We start from the raw sequence: 18,291 nt of genomic DNA on the forward strand, positions 1-18,291 counted from the left end.
GAAATCAATGGACTATTCGTCGCGGAGCCCGGCGAGGGTGCGCTCCGCCGCTTCCCTTAGCTCCCGGACGCCGGGGCCGGCTTTGAGGATGTCCCGGCTGGAGGTTCCCAGCACCTGGGGGTAGGCAGCGCCGAACGTCCTGCGCAGGTCTGCCGGAGTGGCCCCCTGGGCGCCCAGGCCGGGCGCGAGGATCGGACCGCGGACGGCCCCCAGGTCAAGCTGCAGGTCCGACAATGCCGTGCCCACGGTGGCTCCGACCACGAGGCCCACCGAGCCCAGGGGCCCGGAGTAGCGTTCGTTCTCCGCCGCGGCGGCCTGGACGATCCGGCGCGCCACGGAATCGCTTCCGCCCACGTGCTGGACCGAGGCGCCCTCCGGGTTGGAGGTCAGCGCCAGGACGAACACGCCCCGGCCGTGCTGGGCAGCGAGGTCCAGGGCCGGCCGGAGCGACTCGAAGCCCAGGTACGGGCTCAGTGTCACGGAATCCGCGGCGAGGGACGAGCCGTCGCTGAGCCAGGCGTCGGCGTACGCGGCCATGGTGGACCCGATGTCGCCGCGCTTGGCGTCCGCGATGGTGAGCACGCCCTCGTCCCGGGCAGTGGCGAGGACCTCTTCGAGGACCGCCATGCCGGCGGCGCCGTGCCGTTCGTACAGCGCCACCTGCGGCTTGACCGCGGCAGCGAGCGAAGCCACGGCCTCCAGGGCGGTGAGCGAAAAGCGCCTCAGCCCGGCGGCGTCGTCGTTCAGGCCCCAGCTCTGCAGCAGGGCGGGGTGCGGATCAATCCCGGCGCACAGCGGACCGCGGTCCGCCATGGCCCGGCCCAGCCGGGAGCCGAAGGACTCCCGGCCGGCGCCCGCGGCAGTGTTTGCGCCTGCAGCTGCCTCAGGCATTCTGCTCTGCCGGGGTCTGCGCGGCTGCCTTCTGCAGGGCGGCCTCCTGGGACGCAAGGAGTGCGGCTGCGTGCTCCTGCAGGCTGGTGACGGACCAGGCGTAGGTGCGCAGCGCCTCGATGGCCTGGACGGCGGCATTGAACTCGGCCACGGTGGTGATGCAGGGGATGCCGATGGAGGTGGCGGCGGCGCGGAGTTCGTACCCGTCGCTGCGGGCCTCGCCGCCGGACGGGGTGTTGAACACCATGTCGATTTCACCGGCGACAACGAGGTCGGCGATGGTGCCTTCACCTTCGGCGCTGCTGCCCTCGGCCACCTTGCGCACCGGAGTGGCCTGGATGCCGTTGCGGCGCAGGACGTCGGCGGTGCCGCCGGTGGAAACAATCTCGAAGCCGAGGTCGGAGAGTCGCTTGACGCCCATGATCACCGAGCGCTTGTCGCGGTTGGCCACGGACACGAAGACCTTGCCTTCGGTGGGCAGGGCGTTGTTGGCGCCCGACTGGCTCTTGGCGAAGGCGGTGTCGAAGTGCTTGTCGATGCCCATGACCTCGCCGGTGGAGCGCATTTCCGGCCCAAGCAGCGAGTCCACGACCTTGCCTTCCGGGGTGCGGAAGCGGCTGAACGGCAGGACCGCTTCCTTCACGGAGACGGGGGCGTCCAGCGGCAGGGTGGAGCCGTCGCCGGTTTCCGGCAGCATCTTGTACGCGCTGCGGAGCTGGCCGATGGTCACGCCGGTGCCGATCAGTGCGGCTGCCTTGGCCATCTGCACGCCGGTGGCCTTGGACACGAAGGGCACGGTCCGGGACGCGCGCGGGTTGGCTTCCAGGACGTACAGGACGTCGGAGGCCAGCGCGAACTGGATGTTGATGAGCCCGCGGACGCCCACGCCTTCGGCGATGGCCCGGGTGGCGGTGCGGACGCGTTCCAGCACGTTGTTGCCCAGGGTGATGGGCGGCAGGACACAGGCGGAGTCACCGGAGTGGACCCCGGCCTCCTCGATGTGCTCCATGATGCCGCCGAGGTACATGTCCGTGCCGTCGAAGAGGGCGTCGACGTCGATCTCCACCGCGTCCTCGAGGAACCGGTCGATCAGCACCGGGTGCTCGGCGGTGATTTCGGTGGCGTTGGCGATGTAGCGGGACAGGTTCGGCTCGTCGTAGACGATCTCCATGCCGCGGCCGCCCAGGACGTAGGACGGGCGGACCAGGACGGGGTAGCCGATCTCGTCGGCGATCTTCTTGGCGTCCTCGAAGGAGACGGCGGTGCCGTTCTTCGGGGAGACCAGTCCGGCCTCGTCCAGCACCCGGGCGAACATGCCTCGGTGCTCGGCAAGGTCAATCGCCTCGGGCGAGGTGCCCAGGATCGGCACGCCGGCGTCGGCCAGCTGCTGGGCAAGCTTCAGCGGGGTCTGGCCGCCCAGCTGGACGAAGACACCCATGACGCCGCCGGTGCGTTCCTCGGCCGCGATGACCTCGAGGACGTCCTCAAGGGTGAGCGGCTCGAAGTACAGGCGGGTGGAGATGTCGTAGTCGGTGGAGACGGTTTCCGGGTTGCAGTTGACCATGACGGTCTCGTAGCCGGCCTTGCGCAGCGCCATGGAGGCGTGGACGCAGGAGTAGTCGAACTCGATGCCCTGGCCGATGCGGTTGGGCCCGGAGCCGAGGATCAGGATGGACGGCTTGGAGTGCAGCGCAACCTCGTCCTCCTCGTCGTAGGCCGAGTAGTGGTACGGCGTGTACGCGGCGAACTCTGCGGCGCAGGTGTCCACGGTCTTGTAGACCGGGCGGATGCCCAGCGCCTGGCGGACGCCGCGGACGACGGCCTCGGAGTTGTGCGTCAGCGCGCCGATCTGCTCGTCGGAGAAGCCGTGGCGCTTGGCGTTGCGGAGCATGTCCTCCGTCAGCGCGCCGGAGCGGCGGATCTCCTGGGAGATCTCGTTGAGCAGCTGGAGCTGGTCCAGGAACCAGGGATCGATCTTTGTGGCCTCGAAGAGTTCCTCCACGCTGGCGCCGCCGAGCAGGGCGCGCTGCACCTGGTGCAGGCGGTCCGTCGTGGGGCGCTTGGCCTTCTCGATCAGCTCCGGCACTTCCCACTCCGGAACCGAGGTGAAGTCCAGCTGCGAGCCCTTCTGCTCGAGGGAGCGCAGGGCCTTCTGCAGGGCCTCAGTGAAGTTGCGGCCCATGGCCATGGCCTCGCCCACGGACTTCATGGTGGTGGTGAGGGTGTTGTCGGCGGCCGGGAACTTCTCGAACGCGAACCGGGGAACCTTGACCACCACGTAGTCGAGCGTGGGCTCGAAGGAGGCGGGGGTCTTCTGCGTGATGTCGTTCGGGATCTCGTCCAGGGTGTAGCCGAGCGAGAGCTTGGTGGCGATCTTGGCGATGGCGAAGCCCGTAGCCTTGGACGCCAGCGCCGAGGAGCGGGACACGCGCGGGTTCATTTCGATGACCACCACGCGGCCGGTGGCCGGATCGATGGCGAACTGGATGTTGCAGCCGCCGGTGTCCACGCCGACTTCACGGATGACCGCGATGGAGATGTCGCGCAGCCGCTGGTATTCGCGGTCGGTGAGGGTCAGCGCCGGGGCAACGGTGATGGAGTCGCCGGTGTGCACGCCCACGGGATCGAAGTTCTCGATGGAGCAGACGACAACCACGTTGTCGTTCTTGTCCCGCATCATCTCAAGCTCGTATTCCTTCCAGCCGAGGATGCTCTCTTCGAGCAGCACCTCGCTGGTGGGGCTGTACTGCAGGCCCTGGCCGACGATCCGGCGGAGGTCCTCTTCGTTGTACGCCAGGCCGGAACCGAGGCCGCCCATGGTGAAGGAGGGGCGGACCACCATGGGGTAGCCGAGGTCGTCGGCTGCCTTCAGGGCTTCGTCCATGGTGTGGATGATGTGGCTGCGGGCGGACTCGGCGCCACAGCGCTCCACGACGCCCTTGAACTTCTCGCGGTCCTCGCCGAGCTCGATCGCGGCGATGTTCGCGCCGATCAGTTCCACGTTGTACTTCTCCAGCACACCGTTCTTGTCCAGGGCGATGGCGGTGTTCAGCGCCGTCTGTCCGCCCAAAGTGGGCAGGACGGCGTCCGGACGCTCCTTGGCGATGATCTTCTCCACCACCTCGGGGGTGATGGGCTCGATGTAGGTGGCGTCGGCGAACTCCGGGTCGGTCATGATGGTGGCCGGGTTGGAGTTGACGAGGATGACGCGCAGGCCTTCCTCCTTGAGGACGCGAAGGGCCTGCGTTCCGGAGTAGTCGAATTCAGCGGCCTGGCCGATGACGATCGGGCCGGAACCGATGACCAGGACGCTCTTAAGGTCAGTTCTCTTGGGCATTACTTCTTGTCCTCAGTCTTGTTGTCAGTCGTGTTCTGCTGGGCACCGTCTTGCCGGGCTTCCGCGGGGTGCTGGGCGTCCACCGGTTCCTTGGACAGGTTGGCGGTGCGGCCGTCCCGGCTACCTTCCATCAGCTCGATGAAGCGGTCAAACAGGTACGCGGCGTCGTGCGGGCCGGCGGCTGCTTCGGGGTGGTACTGGACGGAGAAGGCCGGGATGTCCAGGCAGGCCAGTCCTTCAACGACCTCGTCGTTCAGGCTGACGTGGCTGACCTCGACCCGTCCGTAGCGCTCTTCCGGCGCGTTGGTGGGGCCGTCCAGCGGGGCGTCGACGGCGAAGCCGTGGTTCTGCGAGGTGATCTCCACCTTGCCCGTGCGGCGGTCCATGACGGGCTGGTTGATGCCGCGGTGGCCGTAGCGGAGCTTGTAGGTGCCGAAGCCGAGGGCGCGGCCCAGGATCTGGTTGCCGAAGCAGATGCCGAAGTAGGGCAGCTTCTCGTCCAGGACAGTACGGAGCAGCTTGACCTGGTTGTCCGCCGTGGCGGGGTCGCCCGGGCCATTGGACATGAAGAAACCGTCGGGGCTGACGGCCTTGACGTCGTCGATCGTGGCTGTGGCGGGCAGCACGTGCACGCGGACGCCGCGTTCGGCGAAGCGCACCGGCGTCATGGCCTTGATGCCAAGGTCGATCGCGGCGATGCTGAAGCGCGGGTCGCCGTCCCAGCCGTGGTCCTTCGGCTCCACCACGTAGGCTTCGTCGATGCTGACCTCCTCGGCGAGGCGGGCGCCTTCCATCGGCTCGCTGGCAAGGACGGCGTCGACGAGTTCCTTGTCCGTGGCGTTGGCGGCCCCGCCGGAGAAGATGCCTGCGCGCATGGTCTTGTGCTCGCGCAGGTGCCGGGTGATGGCCCGGGTGTCGACGCCCTGGATGCCCACGATGCCCTGCTCAATGAGCTCGTCATCCAGGCTGCGCTCAGACCGCCAGTTGGAGGGGCGGCGGGCGGCGTCACGGACGATGTAGCCGGCCACCCAGATGCGGCGGGATTCGGCGTCCTCGCTGTTCACACCGGTGTTGCCGATGTGCGGGGCCGTCTGCACCACCAGCTGGCGGGCGTAGGACGGGTCGGTAATGGTCTCCTGGTAGCCGGTCATGCCGGTGGCGAAGACCGCTTCTCCCAGGGCGGTGCCCTGTGCGCCGTAGCTGCGGCCGCGGAAGATGCGGCCGTCTTCGAGCACCAGGACGGCGGGGGCGGAGGCTGCGGCCTGCGGCGCAGTTCCTGCGTTTACTGTCACTTCGGTTTCCGTCACTTTATTACTTTCCACTATTGGGCACCCGCCTGGGGGCTTGGGGAGATCATTTCCTGAAGTTGTTGGAGGATGGCCGGCTTGTCCGCGGCGCGGCGCGTGCGGAAGCCGGTGTCCAGGGCGTGGGTTCCGAGCATCCAGCTGAGGATCAGCAGGCCGTCCTTCTCCACGAACTTGCCGGCCATGCCGCTGTCCTGCCGGACGCCGGCCAGCGAAGCCGCCGGGATGAAGAGCGGCCCTGCGCCGGAGCGGTCCAGGAGCACGCCCTCCGGATGGATGGAGAGCTCGGCGTTGGTGCGGATGCCGAGGCCGTGCACCGCCACCCTGTCCAGCCAGTCTCCCGCGGTGGTGGAGGCCACATACTGGCCGTCCGCCGAGAGCAGCGGCTCGCCCAGCCCGGCCGGAACCTCCGGGAGCTGTTCAATGCCGGCCTGCCGCCGCAGCCGGTTGCGCCAGCCGATCCAGATCAGGACAAAAACGACGGCGACAATGGCCAGCATCGCAAGTCCGGGAAGGACTTTTTCCATCAGTTCGCACCCGATATGCCGGCAACCGGCACCTCGGAGGGGTAGCGGTAAGGCGTGTTGAGCTTGCCGTCCAGGACCGTGGGGTGGCCCTTGAAGAAGGTTGCCACCACCTTGCCGGGGAGTTCCATGCCCCGGAACGGCGAGTTCCGCCCCATGGTTGCCATGGCGGAAGGGTCGACGGTCCAGCGTGCGGCCGGATCCACGAGGACGATGTTGGCGGGTTCGCCCTTCTCGAGCGGCCGGCCCTGGTCCGTGAGGCGCCCGATGCCGGCGGGTGCGGTGGAGGTGGCGCGGGCGAAGTCGGCCCAGGTCATCAGCCCGGTCTCGATCATGGCGTGCTGGACCACGGACAGGGCAGTTTCCAGCCCGGTCATGCCCATGGCCGCCTGCGCCCATTCGCATTCCTTGTGCTCGCTCGGGTGCGGGGCGTGGTCGGTGCCGACGACGTCGATGGTGCCGTCGGCGAGGGCCGCGCGCAGCGCCTGGACGTCGTCGTTGGTGCGCAGCGGCGGGTTGACCTTGTAGACGGGGTCGTAGCTGCGGACCAGTTCATCGGTGAGCAGCAGGTGGTGCGGGGTCACCTCGGCCGTGACGTTGATGCCGCGCGCCTTGGCCCAGCGGATGATCTCGACCGAGCCTGCGGTGGAGACGTGGCAGACGTGGAGCCGTGAACCGACGTGCTGGGCCAGCAGCACGTCGCGGGCAATGATGCTTTCCTCGGCAACGGCAGGCCAGCCGGTCAGGCCGAGGACCGCGGACACCTCACCCTCGTTCATCTGGGCACCGGCCGTAAGGCGCGGTTCCTGCGCGTGCTGGGCCACGACGCCGTCGAACGCCTTGACGTACTCGAGGGCGCGGCGCATCAGCACGGGATCATGGACGCAGATGCCGTCGTCGGAGAACATGCGGACCCGGGCGCGGGAGTCAGCCATCGCACCGAGCTCGGCCAGCTGCTCGCCGGCGAGCCCCACGGTGACGGCACCCACCGGGCGGACGTCCACCCAGCCGGCGTCACGGCCCAGGCTGTAGACCTGTTCCACCACACCGGCGGTGTCCGCCACCGGAGTGCTGTTGGCCATGGCGTGCACGGCGGTAAAGCCGCCCAGGGCGGCGGCGCGGGTGCCGGTTTCCACCGTCTCGGCGTCTTCACGGCCCGGTTCGCGCAGGTGCGTGTGGACGTCGACCATGCCAGGCAGTGCGATGAGGCCGCCGGCGTCGATCACGGTGGCGCCGTCGGCCGCGTCCGTTTCCGACAGGCCAGCGCCCCGGGCCGTGATGACACCGCCGCGGATGAGCAGGTCCTCGGCGTCGCCGCCCAGGATCGCGGCACCGCGGATCAGGTACGTGGTTTCTTCAGCCATCAGTTGCTCTCCTTCAGGGTGGCGGCGGCTGGTTCACGGGTATCCCCGGAGAGCAGCAGGTACAGGGCGGCCATCCGGATCGACACGCCGTTCTTCACCTGCGCGAGCACGGTGGAACGGGGCGAATCGGCGGCGGCAGCGGAAATTTCCAGGCCCCGGTTCATGGGACCGGGGTGCATGATGATGGTGTCTTTCAGGCCGAGGCTGTCCAGGGCGCGGAGCCTGTTGTCGTCAAAGCCCCAGCGGCGGGAGTACTCCCGGGTGGACGGGAAGAACGAGGCGTTCATCCGCTCGCCCTGGACGCGGAGCATCATGACCGCGTCGACGCCCTTTTCCAGGGTCTCGTCCATGTCATAGCTGATGCTGCAGGGCCAGTGTTCGACGCCGATGGGCAGCAGCGTGGGCGGCGCCACCAGCGTGACGTCGGCGCCGAGGGTGCGCAGGAGCCACACATTGGACCGCGCCACCCGGGAGTGCAGGACGTCGCCGGCGATGGCGACGCGCATGCCGCGCAGGTCCGCCCCGGCGGAGGGCAGGCCAGAGAGTTTGGTCCAGTGCCGGCGCATCGTGAAGGCATCCAGTAGCGCCTGGGTGGGGTGCTCGTGGGTGCCGTCGCCGGCGTTGATGACTGCGGCGTCGATCCAGTCGGTGGCCGCGAGGCGGTGCGGTGCGCCGGAGGCCCAATGGCGGATCACGACGGCGTCGGCCCCCATGGCGGACAGCGTCTGTGCGGTGTCCTTGAGCGATTCGCCCTTGGAGACCGAGGACCCCTTGGCAGCGAAGTTGATGACGTCCGCCGAGAGGCGCTTGGCTGCGGCCTCGAAGGAAATGCGGGTCCGGGTGGAGTCCTCGAAGAAGAGGTTCACCACGGTCCGTCCGCGCAGGGCGGGAAGCTTCTTGACCTCGCGCTCCCCCACGGTCGACATTTCTTCGGCGGTGTCGAGGATGCGGACGGCGTTGGCCAGGCTGAGGTCTTCGGTGGACAGCAGGTGTTTCATGCGCCGCCCTCGATGACCACTTCGTTGACTGCATGGCCGTCGACGGCGTCGGTCTCTTCGAGCCGGACCCGGACTTTCTCGGCGGAGGACGTGGGCAGGTTCTTGCCCACATGGTCGGCGCGGATGGGGAGCTCGCGGTGGCCCCGGTCAATCAGGACGGCCAGGCGCACGATCCGCGGCCGGCCGAGGTCCACGAGGGCGTCCAGGGCGGCGCGGATGGTCCGGCCGGAGTACAGGACGTCATCGATCAGCACCACGACCTTGTTGTCGATGCCGGTCAGCGGAAGCTGCGTGCGGTGCGGCGGCCTGGTGGGCTGGTGCGAGAGATCGTCCCGGAACATGGTGACGTCCAGCTGGCCGACGATGGCTGCGGCGTCCACGGCGGGATCGGCGGCGGCGATTTTCTGGGCGAGCCGGACGGCAAGCGGGTAGCCGCGGCGGGGAATGCCCAGCAGCACCAGGTCCTGGGAGCCCTTGTTGGCCTCGAGGATTTCATGGGCGATACGAGTGAGGGCACGGTCAATGTCCGCCTGGTTGAGTACAACCCTGGCCGGAACCGGTGCCTGCGTGACAGGAGTCATCGCTCGTCTCCCCTTTCCCCGCCTCACGGGACGGAATTAAAAAAGGAACATTTGCCTTCCAAAATTACCACATGGGCAGCTGCTCCCGGCCCCGGCGGAGGGCGTCCTCCGTCACACCTCGGCGGCGCGTGCTTTGTTGCCCCTCCCCCGCCGCATAGGCTCGTATCTATGTCGATGAACCCGCAGCAGAGGCAGTTCCCCGGGCCTGAGTTCCACGGACAGCCCGCCAATCCGAGCTGGATGGGACACGTCCAGCCGCAGAACTACCGCCCGGCGCCGGGGCACAGCGGCGGCGCTGTGGACCAGGTCATCCCGGAAGCCGCCTCGACAGTTGCCGCCCGCCCCGGGGCAGGGACCCTGGGACTGGTGGTGGGCGGCGGGATTCTTGCCTTCGTCAGCCTGTTCCTTGTGGTGCCGTTCCTCCTCGACGCCACCGGCGGAACCGGTTTCGTCATCGGCTTTGTGGCGTCCCTGATCCCGCTGGCGGCGGTGCTGTTTGCCGTCGCCGTCATTGACCGCTGGGAGCCCGAACCCAAGCGCCTGCTGCTGTTTGCCTTCACCTGGGGCGCGGCCGTGTCGATTGCTGTGACGCTGCTCATTCAGCCGGTCTTCGCCCTCGCGGCCCCGGCCACGGACGGGGCAACCTTCCGCGACTTCATGACCACCGTGCAGGCGCCCGTGGTGGAGGAGTTCGCGAAGTCGCTGGGCCTGCTGCTGCTTCTCCTGTTCGCCCGGCGCAACTTCGACGGCCCGGTTGACGGGGTGGTGTTTGCCTTCACCATCGCCGGCGGCTTCGCGTTCACCGAGAACATCCTTTACTTCGGCCGGGCGATTGCTGAGTCCGGCACAGGCAGCGACATTGTGCAGATCTTCTTCCTCCGCGGGGTCATGTCGCCGTTCGCGCATGCCATTTTCACCGGCACCACCGGCCTGGTCATGGGCCTCGCAGCCCGCCGCGGGCATTCGGGCGCGGCGGTCTTCGCGTTCGTTGTGGGCCTGGTTCCGGCGATGATCCTGCACAACAGGTGGAACAGCATGGGCCAGGACTTCCTGGCCCAGTATGTGCTGGTGCAGGTCCCCATCTTCCTGCTTGCCGTGGTGTGCATCGTGGTGCTGCGGGTCGCGGAGAGGCGGCTGACCCGGCAGCGCCTTCAGGAGTACGCCGCCGCGGGGTGGTTCGCACCGGCGGAGGTGGAGTTGCTGGCCACCCCGGGCGGCCGGCGCCAGGCGGTGCGCTGGGCCGCGTCCTACAACCGGGGCGAGGAGATGAAGGAGTTCGTCAGGGCGGCGACGCGGCTGGCGTTCACCCGGCAGCGGATCCTCAGCGGCCGGGATGTACCCGCGCACCAGCAGGACGAGGCGCAGCAGCTGCGCCATCTGGCGGCGCTCCGGGGCGCACTCCAGCAGTGAGCCGTTGTCGGGCAAGACGCAGAAAGCCCCTGCCGGCACCAACCGGCAGGGGCTTTCTGTTCGGGCGTAAACAGTTCAGGCGTCAGCTCAGGCGAGCAGGGACGGCTTCAGCTGCTGAAGGCGCCCGAGGAGGCCGTTGATGAACGACGGCGACTCATCCGTGGAGAGCGTCTTGGCCAGGGCGACGGCCTCACTGACGGCAACACCGTCAGGGACGTCGTCGTTGTAGAGCAGCTCCCAGGTGCCGATCCGCAGGATGATGCGGTCCACGGACGGCATGCGCTCGAGTGTCCAGCCCTGTGAGTAGGTCTCGAGGAACTCGTCGATGGTGGCCTGCATCGACACCACACCCTCGACGATCTCGAGGGTGTAGGGGTTGACGATCTGGTCGGTCCTCTCGCGGCGCGCACGCAGCACGTCGAAGGCTGAGACAGAGCGCTGCTCGGCTTCGAAGAGGACCTCAAGAGCCCTGTTGCGGGCTTTACCGCGGGCGCTCACTAGTCGTTGACCCGGCCCAGGTAGCTGCCGTCGCGGGTGTCGACCTTGACCTTGGTGTTGTTCTCGACGAACAGCGGCACCTGGATCTCGTAGCCCGTCTCCAGGGTGGCGGGCTTGGTGCCGGCGGAGGAGCGGTCGCCCTGCAGGCCCGGCTCGGTGTAAGTGATTTCGAGGACAACGCTCGGCGGCAGCTCGATGTAGAGCGGGTTGCCTTCGTGGATGGCAATGTTGACCATCTGGTTCTCGAGCATGAAGTTGGTGGCGTCGCCCACGGTGGCGCCGGACACGGTGATCTGGTCGTAATCCGAGGTGTCCATGAAGACGAAGTCGGCGCCGTCCTGGTACAGGTACTGGTAGTCGCGACGGTCCACAGTGGCGGTCTCGATCTTGAGGCCGGCGTTGAAGGTCTTGTCAACGACCTTGCCGGACATGACGTTGCGCATCTTGGTGCGCACGAAAGCGCCGCCCTTGCCCGGCTTGACGTGCTGGAACTCGATAACGTTCCAGAGCTGGCCCTCGAGCTTCAGGACGGTTCCGTTCTTGATGTCGTTTGTGGTTGCCACTGGTTTCCTCTGGTTGTGTCTGACTGGTTCTGGCTGCCAGCTGTTTATGCCAGGCGGGCATGCCGAACGGCGCGCCAGCGTGTGTTTATCAAAAATCCAGAAACCATTCTAGCGGATAAGGCGGGCCCCGGTTTTCGGGGTCGGTTTTCGGGGCCCGGGCGCCGCGGCCGAAGGGCCGGTCAGGAGGCCAGTTCGAAGACGTCCCTGGCCCGCTGCAGCGACACCGTCGAGGAATAGATGAGGGCAGCATCGGCGGACTGCGCCACCCGCAGGTCCAGCGCGCGGGTGAAGGATTCCACGGCGGCACCGATGTTCCCTGCCACAAAGTGCATCCGCCCGAGGTATTGGTAGGCGAGGGCCTCATTGGCCGTTCCGTGCGCCTCGGTCAGGAGCTGCCGGAAGAGTTCAACGGCCCGGTCGTAGCGGTGGGAAACGCGCAGGACGTCCGCTTCATAGGCCCGCAACCGGAACGACTCGGGATCCCTGTAGCGGGCCTCCGCCAGCACTTCGGCGGCGTCGGAGGCGCGTCCCTCGACGAGCAGCACGAGGACCTGCTCGGCGGGGTCGGTGGACGCCTCGAGCGCGGCGGCGCAGGTTTCTTCGCTGACGATCTCAGGAAGAAGGGTGTCCGGGTTGATCCGGATGCCCGGGAATCCGCCGTCGGGCCATTCGATGGTTCCGCTCTGGTCGTCGCGCATCAGGAGGCAATCTCCTGGTAGGCGGCAAAGAGCAGGGACGTATCGGGCACGTCCAGGATTCCCGGCTTGGCGATGCCGTCGAGGACCACGAAACGGAGGAGGTCGCCGCGGGACTTCTTGTCCCGGCGCATGCCGTCCAGGAGCCCCTGCCACCGGTCGCGGCGGTACGTGACGGGCAGCCCGAGGGATTCCAGGATGCTGCGGTGCCGGTCGGCGTCGGCGTCGCTGAGCCGGCCCACGCTGCGGGACAGCTCGGCCGCGAACATCATGCCCACCGAGACGGCGGCGCCGTGCCGCCAGGAGTAGCGTTCCACGAGTTCAATCGCGTGGCCCAGGGTGTGGCCGTAGTTCAGGATCTCGCGGAGTCCGGATTCCTTGAGGTCTTCGGAGACGACGCGGGCTTTGACGGCGACGGCGCGTTCGATGAGCTCGCGCAGCGCGTCGGAGCCGGGATCCGTCGCGGCATCCGGATCCTTCTCAATGAGCTCCAGGATGGCCGGATCGGCGATGAACCCGCATTTGATGACCTCGGCCATGCCGGAGATGATCTCGTTCCGGGGCAGGGTCTTCAGCGTGTCCAGGTCGGTGAGGACGGCCGCGGGCGGGTGGAACGAGCCCACGAGGTTCTTGCCTTCGGCCGTGTTGATCCCGGTCTTGCCGCCGACGGCCGCGTCGACCATGCCGAGCAGGCTGGTGGGCATGTGGATGACCTTGACGCCGCGCAGCCAGGTGGCGGCCACGAAGCCGGCAAGGTCGGTGACAGCGCCGCCGCCGACGGAGACCACGGCATCGGAGCGGGTGAAGTCATTCTGGCCCAGCACCTGCCAGCAGAAGGCGGCCACCTGGATGTGCTTGCCTTCCTCGGCGTCCGGGATCTCCGCCGTGACGGCGGTGAAACCGGCGGCGGCCAGCTCATCCCGGACGGTGTCGCCGGTGAGCCGGAGGGCGCGCGGGTGGATGACCAGGACGCGGCGGACCCGCTCCCCCAGCAGCCCCGGCAAGGTGCCGAGCAAGCCGCGGCCAACTACGACGTCGTAGTTGTCCCCGGCCGACTGGCCGGTGACCTTGATGACTGTTGATTCGCTCACTTTTCAACTTCCTGTTTCGCGGCCGCGCATTGCCTGGCTGCCGTCGTCGCGGTTTTGTTGATCTCGCGTGTGGTGGGGTCGGGTGCGTTGCCGGCGGAGGAGCCCTTGCCGGCCGCGAAGTCGCACAACGCGGCTTCCAGCTTCAGGCCCAGCTGCGGCACGGTTCCCTGCCGGACGTCGAGCACAATGTCCGCAAGGCGTTCATAGACCGGCTTCCGGGTGGCGAACAGCGCCTTCCAGCGCCGGATGCCGTCGCCGGCCAGCAGCGGCCGCCCGGAGTTCTTGGCGATCCGGGCGGCGACGGTATCGGCGTCGCACTCCAGGTAGACCACAGTGCAACGTTCCAGCAGCTGCTGGGTGCCCGAGTCGAGGACCGAGCCGCCGCCCAGGGAAACCACGGTGGCGGTGGCGGCCGCGGCCTCGATGAGGCGGGCCACTGTCCGGGCTTCGATGTCCCGGAACGCACGCTCGCCGCGGTTGGCGAAGATGTCCGCGATGGAACCGTGGCCCTCGACGATGACCGCATCGGTGTCCACGAACGGGACATCCAGCTGTTGCGCCAGCTGCTGCCCGATCGCCGACTTGCCGACCGCCATGGGCCCGATGAGCACGATGGGCCGGTCCCCCGCGGTGCAGGGTGTATTGCTCCGGGGCACTAGAGTCCGATCGTATCCAGCGACGCCGGAATGTTCTCGAGGTAGCCCCTGATGTTGCGGGCGGTCTCGGCCACGGAGTCGCCGCCGAACTTCTCGGTCACGGCCTCGGCCAGGACCAGCGCGACCATGGCCTCGGCCACCACGCCGGCAGCCGGAACCGCACAGACGTCGGAGCGCTGGTGATGAGCCTTCGCAGCCTCGCCGGTGCTGATGTCGATGGTCTTCAGGGCGCGCGGGACGGTGGCGATGGGCTTCATTGCGGCCCGGACGCGCAGGACATCGCCGATGCTCATGCCGCCTTCGATGCCTCCGGCGCGGTTGCTGGTGCGGATGATCCTGCCATCCGCGTCCTTGACGATTTCGTCGTGCGCGGCGGAGCCGCGGCGCGCGGCGGTGAGGAAACCGTCGCCCACCTCAACGCCCTTGATGGCCTGGATGCCCATGAGGGCAGCGGCCAGCCGGGAATCCAGGCGGCGGTCCCAGTGGACGTAGCTGCCGAGTCCCGGAGGCAGGCCGTAGGCCAGCACCTCCACCACGCCGCCGAGCGTTTCGCCTTCCTTGTGGGCGGCGTCCACCTCGGCAACCATGGCATCGGACGTTTCGCGGTCGAAGCAGCGGAGCGGATCGGCGTCGAGCGCGATCACGTTGGCCGGCACGGGCAGCGGCCGGCCCTCGGGAACGGTGACGCTCGCGATGGACACCGTGTGGCTCACAAGCTCAATGCCCAGGTGCTTCAGGAACTGGGCGGCAACCGTCCCCATCGCTACACGCGTGGCGGTTTCGCGGGCGCTGGCACGTTCAAGCACGGGACGGGCCTCGTCGAAGCCGTATTTCTGCATGCCCGTGAAGTCCGCATGCCCCGGCCGGGGCCGGGTCAGCGGGGCGTTGCGGGCCTGCCCCTCCAGCTCCTCGGGGTCCACCGGATCGGCCGACATGATCTGTTCCCATTTGGGCCATTCGGTGTTGCCCACCTGGATGGCGACCGGTCCGCCCTGCGTGATGCCGTGGCGGACACCGCCGAGGATCGTGACGACGTCCTGCTCAAACTTCATCCGTGCCCCGCGGCCGTAGCCGAGCCGCCGGCGGGCAAGGGCATCGGCGATCTGCCCGCTGGTGAGTTCAACACCTGCGGGGACGCCTTCGATAATTCCGACCAGTGCCGGGCCATGGGACTCACCGGCGGTCAACCAACGCAACATAAAAACCATCCTGCCATGCCTGGCGGTCAGGACACCCGCCGGGGTGCCCCGACTGCGTCGCACATCACATCTATGACTTCGTCACTCCCGGCGTCCTGCAGGCCCGTAAAGTAGCGGACCTGCTCCACCGCCTGATAGAGCAGCATTTCAAGGCCGGGGACCACTCTTCCGCCGCCGGCGTGCCAGGCCGCGGCGATCCGGCTGGGCCAGGGATCGTAGGCGACATCGAGCAGGACGCCGTCGGTGCGCCGTCCCAGCGCTTCGAGTTCGGCCGCCATCCCGTCTGCCGCCCGCGGCGGCAGTGTGGATATTACGACGCCGGCACCGGCCATCGCTTCGACCGCACCGTCGAGGGTGTGGACAGAGATGTCCATGCCGAGCCCTCCCGCAGCCGCCTTGGCTTCCGCGGCCCGCGCGGTGTTCCGGACGTACACGTCCACGGACACCGCGCCGAGCTCCTGCAGCGCTGCCACCGCCGCGGCTGCCGTTCCGCCGCCGCCAAGGATGACCGCCGAGGGGCCGTCGGCTGCGCCGGCGTTGCGGAGGGCGTTCACGATCCCGGCGACGTCGGTGTTGTAGCCAATGCGCCGGGCCGACGCCCCGTCGCCTTCGAACGCGACCGTATTGATGACGCCCAAGACCCGGGCCACGCCGCGGACCTCGTCCACCTCGGCCACCATTGCCTTCTTTAGCGGCATGGTGACGGACAGACCCCGCCAGCCGGACTCGGCCCGGACGGTGTCCATGAACGCCGGCAGCGACTCCTCGGTCACATCGATGGCGGTGTAGCCGATCTCCGCTCCGAGGCGCGCATAGGCGGCCAGGTGGAGCGCCGGTGATTTCGAATGGCCGATGGGGTGCCCCAGGACGGCTGCCCGCAGGCTCATACGCAACGGCCCGGGTGGGCTTCGCACCAGGCGTTGTACTGCTCGACGTAGCCGTTGTGCTCGGCCAGCGTCTTGGAGAACTTCGTTTCCTTGGTGTCGAGGTTGATGGTCACCCAGTACAGGTAATCGTTCTTGTTCGGCTTGGCCGCCGCGTCGATGGCGGTCTTACCCGGCGATCCGATGGGCCCGGCGGGCAGGCCCTGGATGGCGTACGTGTTGTACGGGTTGGACTTGTCGGCTTTTTCGGCCTCGTCGATGTGGAAGGTCTTCTTGCCCAGGCCGTAGGTGACCGTGGCGTCCGACTGGATCAGGCCGTTGGTTTCGGTGTTCGTGGGCTTCAGGCGGTTGTAGATGGCGCCTGCCACGTCCTTGTACTCGGCCTGGCCGCCCTCTGCCTGTACGATGCTGGCAACGGTGACGACGTCGTACTGCTTGGCGGCATCCGTCACGCCCTGGGCCTTCAGCTCATCCTGGGTGGCCTTCACCAGCTTGGTCAGGATCTCCTTGGCGGTGGTGCCCAGCGGGAAGCGGTACTCCCCCGGCGCGAGGAACCCTTCGAGGTTCTTGGCCTTGGACGACACTCCGAACTGCTTGGGCGAATCGCTGAGTGCCTTCAGCTGGGCGAGGGACAGACCCGAGCCCTCGGAGATCGCCTGCAGCGATTCATCGATCCGCAGGCCGGCGTTCAGGGCGAAGTACATGACCTTCGCCTGCCCTTCGTTCAGAAGCACGGAGACGGCGTCGGAGTTCTTCATTTCCTGCTTGAAGTCGTATTCGCCCGGTGAGAGCGTGCCGCCGGATGCAGTCAGTGCCGCCATGAAGGTGTCGGCGTTGGCCACCACCTTCGCGTCCTCGAGCTTGGCTGCAACGGACACCGGGCCTTCGCCCGGAACAACAGATACCCGGACCTGGCCGGTGCCGGGGCCGGGATAGTCGGCCTGCTTGTCGTTTCCGAGCAGCGGTTTCAGGAACTGTGCCCCGACGACGGTGGCTGTAACGAAGAGTGCGAGGGTCAGCAGAAGCGCCACCAGGCGGCGCCGCCGCCGGACCTTCTTGGAGGGCCGGTTCACAGTGGCTGCGGTTTCGGCGCCGGCGAGGAGCTGGTGCCCCACGGCCTGCTGTTCGTAGGGCGGGTGGTCCTCGTACGTTCCGTGGTCCGCTTCGTAGGGGTGGACATCCTCGTAATGGTGGCCGGGCTCAAACTCAGCATGGTGGCCCTGGGCGAATTCGGCGAAGTGCGGCGCGTCCTCAGGCTGGGCCCCGTGGACCTCAGAGACCGCATGCCCATGCACGGCAGGGTCCTCGTGCACGGCACTGTCCGCGTGTGCGTCAGCGTCCACATGAGCAGCGTCCACATCCTCGACGGGGTCGTGGATGGTCGGCGGAACGGCCGGGACCTCGGGAACCTCTTCGGGCGGGAGTGGCTCGGCGGCCGGAACAGCAGCTGCAGCCGGAACGGCCGCCGGAGGGGCCGGTATCGCGGTCGTACGGGCATTGCCTGAACCAGAAGCCGAGGACTCCGACTGCCGTGAGGCACCTACGCCGGCGTGCATCTCTTCACCGGACTCGTAGGCCTGCTCAGGCACGGCATCGCCGGTGATGGCCTTCTCGCGGGCGCGGATCTCCTTGCGTGTCAGGGGCCGTCCGGCGTCCGCGAAGGGTTCGCCGGAGGAGTCGTCACTATTGACCGGGCTCACTATAGCTTTCCATCCTCTGAAGATCGTGTTTCCGTTTCCGGGCCAGGCCGTGCAGCAGTATTTGCTGCGGCGTGTCCGGACAGCCCCGTTTGGGGAATCGCGCGCACACGGCTCCCCACATCCGTTCCCCTGGCTTTTTGCATATCGATGGCGTGCTGCAATATTCCAGCAGCCGCAACCTGATCCACCACTTTACGGTGATTTTTGCTGCTCATGCCAGCTTCATGAAGGCTGCGGTGGGCAGTGACGGTGCTGAGCCGCTCGTCGATCAGGTGTACCGGCACGTCAGAACCTGCGCGGTCCAGCTCGTCAGCCAGCAGCTGTGCATACTCAGTGGCCATGCGGGCCGAGGCGTGTTCCTCGCCTTTCATGGTCCGTGGCAGGCCCACAAAAATCTGGACGGCGCCGCGGTCTGCGGCGAGGGCGGCAATCACCCGGACGTCCGAATTCTTTTTGGGATTGCGGTCGAGCGTCTTCAGCGGTGTGGCGAGGATCTCGTCCCGGTCACAGATGGCGACGCCGACACGGACGGTCCCCACGTCCACCCCCAGTTTGATGCCCCGGGGGTGGACGTGCGGCTCAGCGGAGAAAGTCAC

At 67.7% G+C, this 18,291-nt stretch carries 17 protein-coding genes; 1 reads left to right on the forward strand and 16 read right to left on the reverse strand.

Features of this window, described 5'->3' with window-relative positions; genetic code table 11:
* Nucleotides 1–12: 12 nt before the first annotated feature.
* Genes pyrF through pyrR form a run of 7 tightly spaced genes read right to left on the reverse strand, consistent with a single transcriptional unit; the run spans nucleotide 13 to nucleotide 8,999 of the window.
* Entirely contained in the window at nucleotides 13–891 is an 879-nt protein-coding gene (gene pyrF / locus ACFRAH_RS10010; protein WP_377990739.1) for an orotidine-5'-phosphate decarboxylase, read from the reverse strand.
* The gene (carB, locus tag ACFRAH_RS10015; protein ID WP_377990740.1) at nucleotides 884–4,228 is read right to left on the reverse strand and encodes a carbamoyl-phosphate synthase large subunit; all 3,345 of its coding nucleotides are present in this window, start codon (nucleotides 4,226–4,228) and stop codon (nucleotides 884–886) included. Before carB ends, pyrF begins: the two co-directional genes overlap by 8 nt.
* Nucleotides 4,228–5,535, reverse strand: coding sequence for a glutamine-hydrolyzing carbamoyl-phosphate synthase small subunit (gene carA / locus ACFRAH_RS10020; protein WP_377990741.1), 1,308 nt, complete (start codon nucleotides 5,533–5,535; stop codon nucleotides 4,228–4,230). Before carA ends, carB begins: the two co-directional genes overlap by 1 nt.
* Nucleotides 5,536–5,549: 14 nt before the next feature.
* Nucleotides 5,550–6,059, reverse strand: coding sequence for a hypothetical protein (locus tag ACFRAH_RS10025; RefSeq protein ID WP_377990742.1), 510 nt, complete (start codon nucleotides 6,057–6,059; stop codon nucleotides 5,550–5,552).
* The gene (locus ACFRAH_RS10030; RefSeq protein WP_377990743.1) at nucleotides 6,059–7,420 is read right to left on the reverse strand and encodes a dihydroorotase; all 1,362 of its coding nucleotides are present in this window, start codon (nucleotides 7,418–7,420) and stop codon (nucleotides 6,059–6,061) included. The genes ACFRAH_RS10025 and ACFRAH_RS10030 overlap by 1 nt, the downstream gene beginning before the upstream one ends.
* Nucleotides 7,420–8,418 carry an aspartate carbamoyltransferase catalytic subunit gene (locus ACFRAH_RS10035; protein ID WP_377990744.1) on the reverse strand — a complete coding sequence of 333 codons (999 nt, stop codon included), beginning with the start codon at nucleotides 8,416–8,418 and terminating at the stop codon, nucleotides 7,420–7,422. The genes ACFRAH_RS10030 and ACFRAH_RS10035 overlap by 1 nt, the downstream gene beginning before the upstream one ends.
* The gene (gene pyrR / locus ACFRAH_RS10040; protein ID WP_377990745.1) at nucleotides 8,415–8,999 is read right to left on the reverse strand and encodes a bifunctional pyr operon transcriptional regulator/uracil phosphoribosyltransferase PyrR; all 585 of its coding nucleotides are present in this window, start codon (nucleotides 8,997–8,999) and stop codon (nucleotides 8,415–8,417) included. The genes ACFRAH_RS10035 and pyrR overlap by 4 nt, the downstream gene beginning before the upstream one ends.
* A gap of 168 nt (nucleotides 9,000–9,167) precedes the next feature.
* On the opposite strand from pyrR, the gene ACFRAH_RS10045 reads away from it, so the two are divergent.
* Nucleotides 9,168–10,409: a PrsW family intramembrane metalloprotease gene (locus ACFRAH_RS10045; protein ID WP_377990746.1), complete on the forward strand. Its 1,242-nt coding sequence runs from the start codon at nucleotides 9,168–9,170 to the stop codon at nucleotides 10,407–10,409.
* 87 nt (nucleotides 10,410–10,496) lie between these two features.
* Here the strand turns inward: ACFRAH_RS10045 and nusB are convergent, their stop codons facing one another.
* From nusB to ruvX, 9 genes are all read right to left on the reverse strand, one after another.
* Nucleotides 10,497–10,907: a transcription antitermination factor NusB gene (nusB, locus tag ACFRAH_RS10050; protein ID WP_003800750.1), complete on the reverse strand. Its 411-nt coding sequence runs from the start codon at nucleotides 10,905–10,907 to the stop codon at nucleotides 10,497–10,499.
* Nucleotides 10,907–11,470: an elongation factor P gene (efp, locus tag ACFRAH_RS10055; protein WP_102972375.1), complete on the reverse strand. Its 564-nt coding sequence runs from the start codon at nucleotides 11,468–11,470 to the stop codon at nucleotides 10,907–10,909. Before efp ends, nusB begins: the two co-directional genes overlap by 1 nt.
* Nucleotides 11,471–11,649: 179 nt before the next feature.
* Nucleotides 11,650–12,168 (reverse strand): tetratricopeptide repeat protein, encoded by a 519-nt coding sequence (locus ACFRAH_RS10060; protein WP_377990747.1) that lies wholly within the window; start codon nucleotides 12,166–12,168, stop codon nucleotides 11,650–11,652.
* Nucleotides 12,168–13,256: a 3-dehydroquinate synthase gene (aroB, locus tag ACFRAH_RS10065; protein WP_377990748.1), complete on the reverse strand. Its 1,089-nt coding sequence runs from the start codon at nucleotides 13,254–13,256 to the stop codon at nucleotides 12,168–12,170. The genes ACFRAH_RS10060 and aroB overlap by 1 nt, the downstream gene beginning before the upstream one ends.
* The gene (locus ACFRAH_RS10070) at nucleotides 13,253–13,912 is read right to left on the reverse strand and encodes a shikimate kinase (protein ID WP_377990749.1); all 660 of its coding nucleotides are present in this window, start codon (nucleotides 13,910–13,912) and stop codon (nucleotides 13,253–13,255) included. Before ACFRAH_RS10070 ends, aroB begins: the two co-directional genes overlap by 4 nt.
* Nucleotides 13,912–15,111, reverse strand: a complete 1,200-nt coding sequence (aroC, locus tag ACFRAH_RS10075) for a chorismate synthase (RefSeq protein ID WP_377990750.1) — start codon at nucleotides 15,109–15,111, stop codon at nucleotides 13,912–13,914. The genes ACFRAH_RS10070 and aroC overlap by 1 nt, the downstream gene beginning before the upstream one ends.
* A 26-nt stretch (nucleotides 15,112–15,137) precedes the next feature.
* Nucleotides 15,138–15,998 (reverse strand): shikimate dehydrogenase, encoded by an 861-nt coding sequence (locus ACFRAH_RS10080; RefSeq protein ID WP_377990751.1) that lies wholly within the window; start codon nucleotides 15,996–15,998, stop codon nucleotides 15,138–15,140.
* On the reverse strand, nucleotides 15,995–17,695 hold the full coding sequence (gene mltG, locus ACFRAH_RS10085; RefSeq protein WP_377990752.1) for an endolytic transglycosylase MltG: 1,701 nt from the start codon (nucleotides 17,693–17,695) through the stop codon (nucleotides 15,995–15,997). Before mltG ends, ACFRAH_RS10080 begins: the two co-directional genes overlap by 4 nt.
* Nucleotides 17,695–18,291 (reverse strand): Holliday junction resolvase RuvX, encoded by a 597-nt coding sequence (gene ruvX, locus ACFRAH_RS10090; RefSeq protein ID WP_377990753.1) that lies wholly within the window; start codon nucleotides 18,289–18,291, stop codon nucleotides 17,695–17,697. Before ruvX ends, mltG begins: the two co-directional genes overlap by 1 nt.

Source organism: Arthrobacter sp. NPDC056727 (assembly GCF_042790555.1).
Classification (GTDB): Bacteria; Actinomycetota; Actinomycetes; order Actinomycetales; family Micrococcaceae; genus Arthrobacter.

Coding starts and splice junctions, on each gene's coding strand:
- pyrF (WP_377990739.1), bottom strand. CDS start 891: ATGCCTGAGGCAGCTGCAGGCGCAAACACTGCCGCGGGCGCCGGCCGG.
- carB (WP_377990740.1), bottom strand. CDS start 4,228: ATGCCCAAGAGAACTGACCTTAAGAGCGTCCTGGTCATCGGTTCCGGC.
- ACFRAH_RS10025 (WP_377990742.1), bottom strand. CDS start 6,059: ATGGAAAAAGTCCTTCCCGGACTTGCGATGCTGGCCATTGTCGCCGTC.
- ACFRAH_RS10030 (WP_377990743.1), bottom strand. CDS start 7,420: ATGGCTGAAGAAACCACGTACCTGATCCGCGGTGCCGCGATCCTGGGC.
- ACFRAH_RS10035 (WP_377990744.1), bottom strand. CDS start 8,418: ATGAAACACCTGCTGTCCACCGAAGACCTCAGCCTGGCCAACGCCGTC.
- pyrR (WP_377990745.1), bottom strand. CDS start 8,999: ATGACTCCTGTCACGCAGGCACCGGTTCCGGCCAGGGTTGTACTCAAC.
- ACFRAH_RS10045 (WP_377990746.1), top strand. CDS start 9,168: ATGTCGATGAACCCGCAGCAGAGGCAGTTCCCCGGGCCTGAGTTCCAC.
- ACFRAH_RS10060 (WP_377990747.1), bottom strand. CDS start 12,168: ATGCGCGACGACCAGAGCGGAACCATCGAATGGCCCGACGGCGGATTC.
- aroC (WP_377990750.1), bottom strand. CDS start 15,111: ATGTTGCGTTGGTTGACCGCCGGTGAGTCCCATGGCCCGGCACTGGTC.
- ACFRAH_RS10080 (WP_377990751.1), bottom strand. CDS start 15,998: ATGAGCCTGCGGGCAGCCGTCCTGGGGCACCCCATCGGCCATTCGAAA.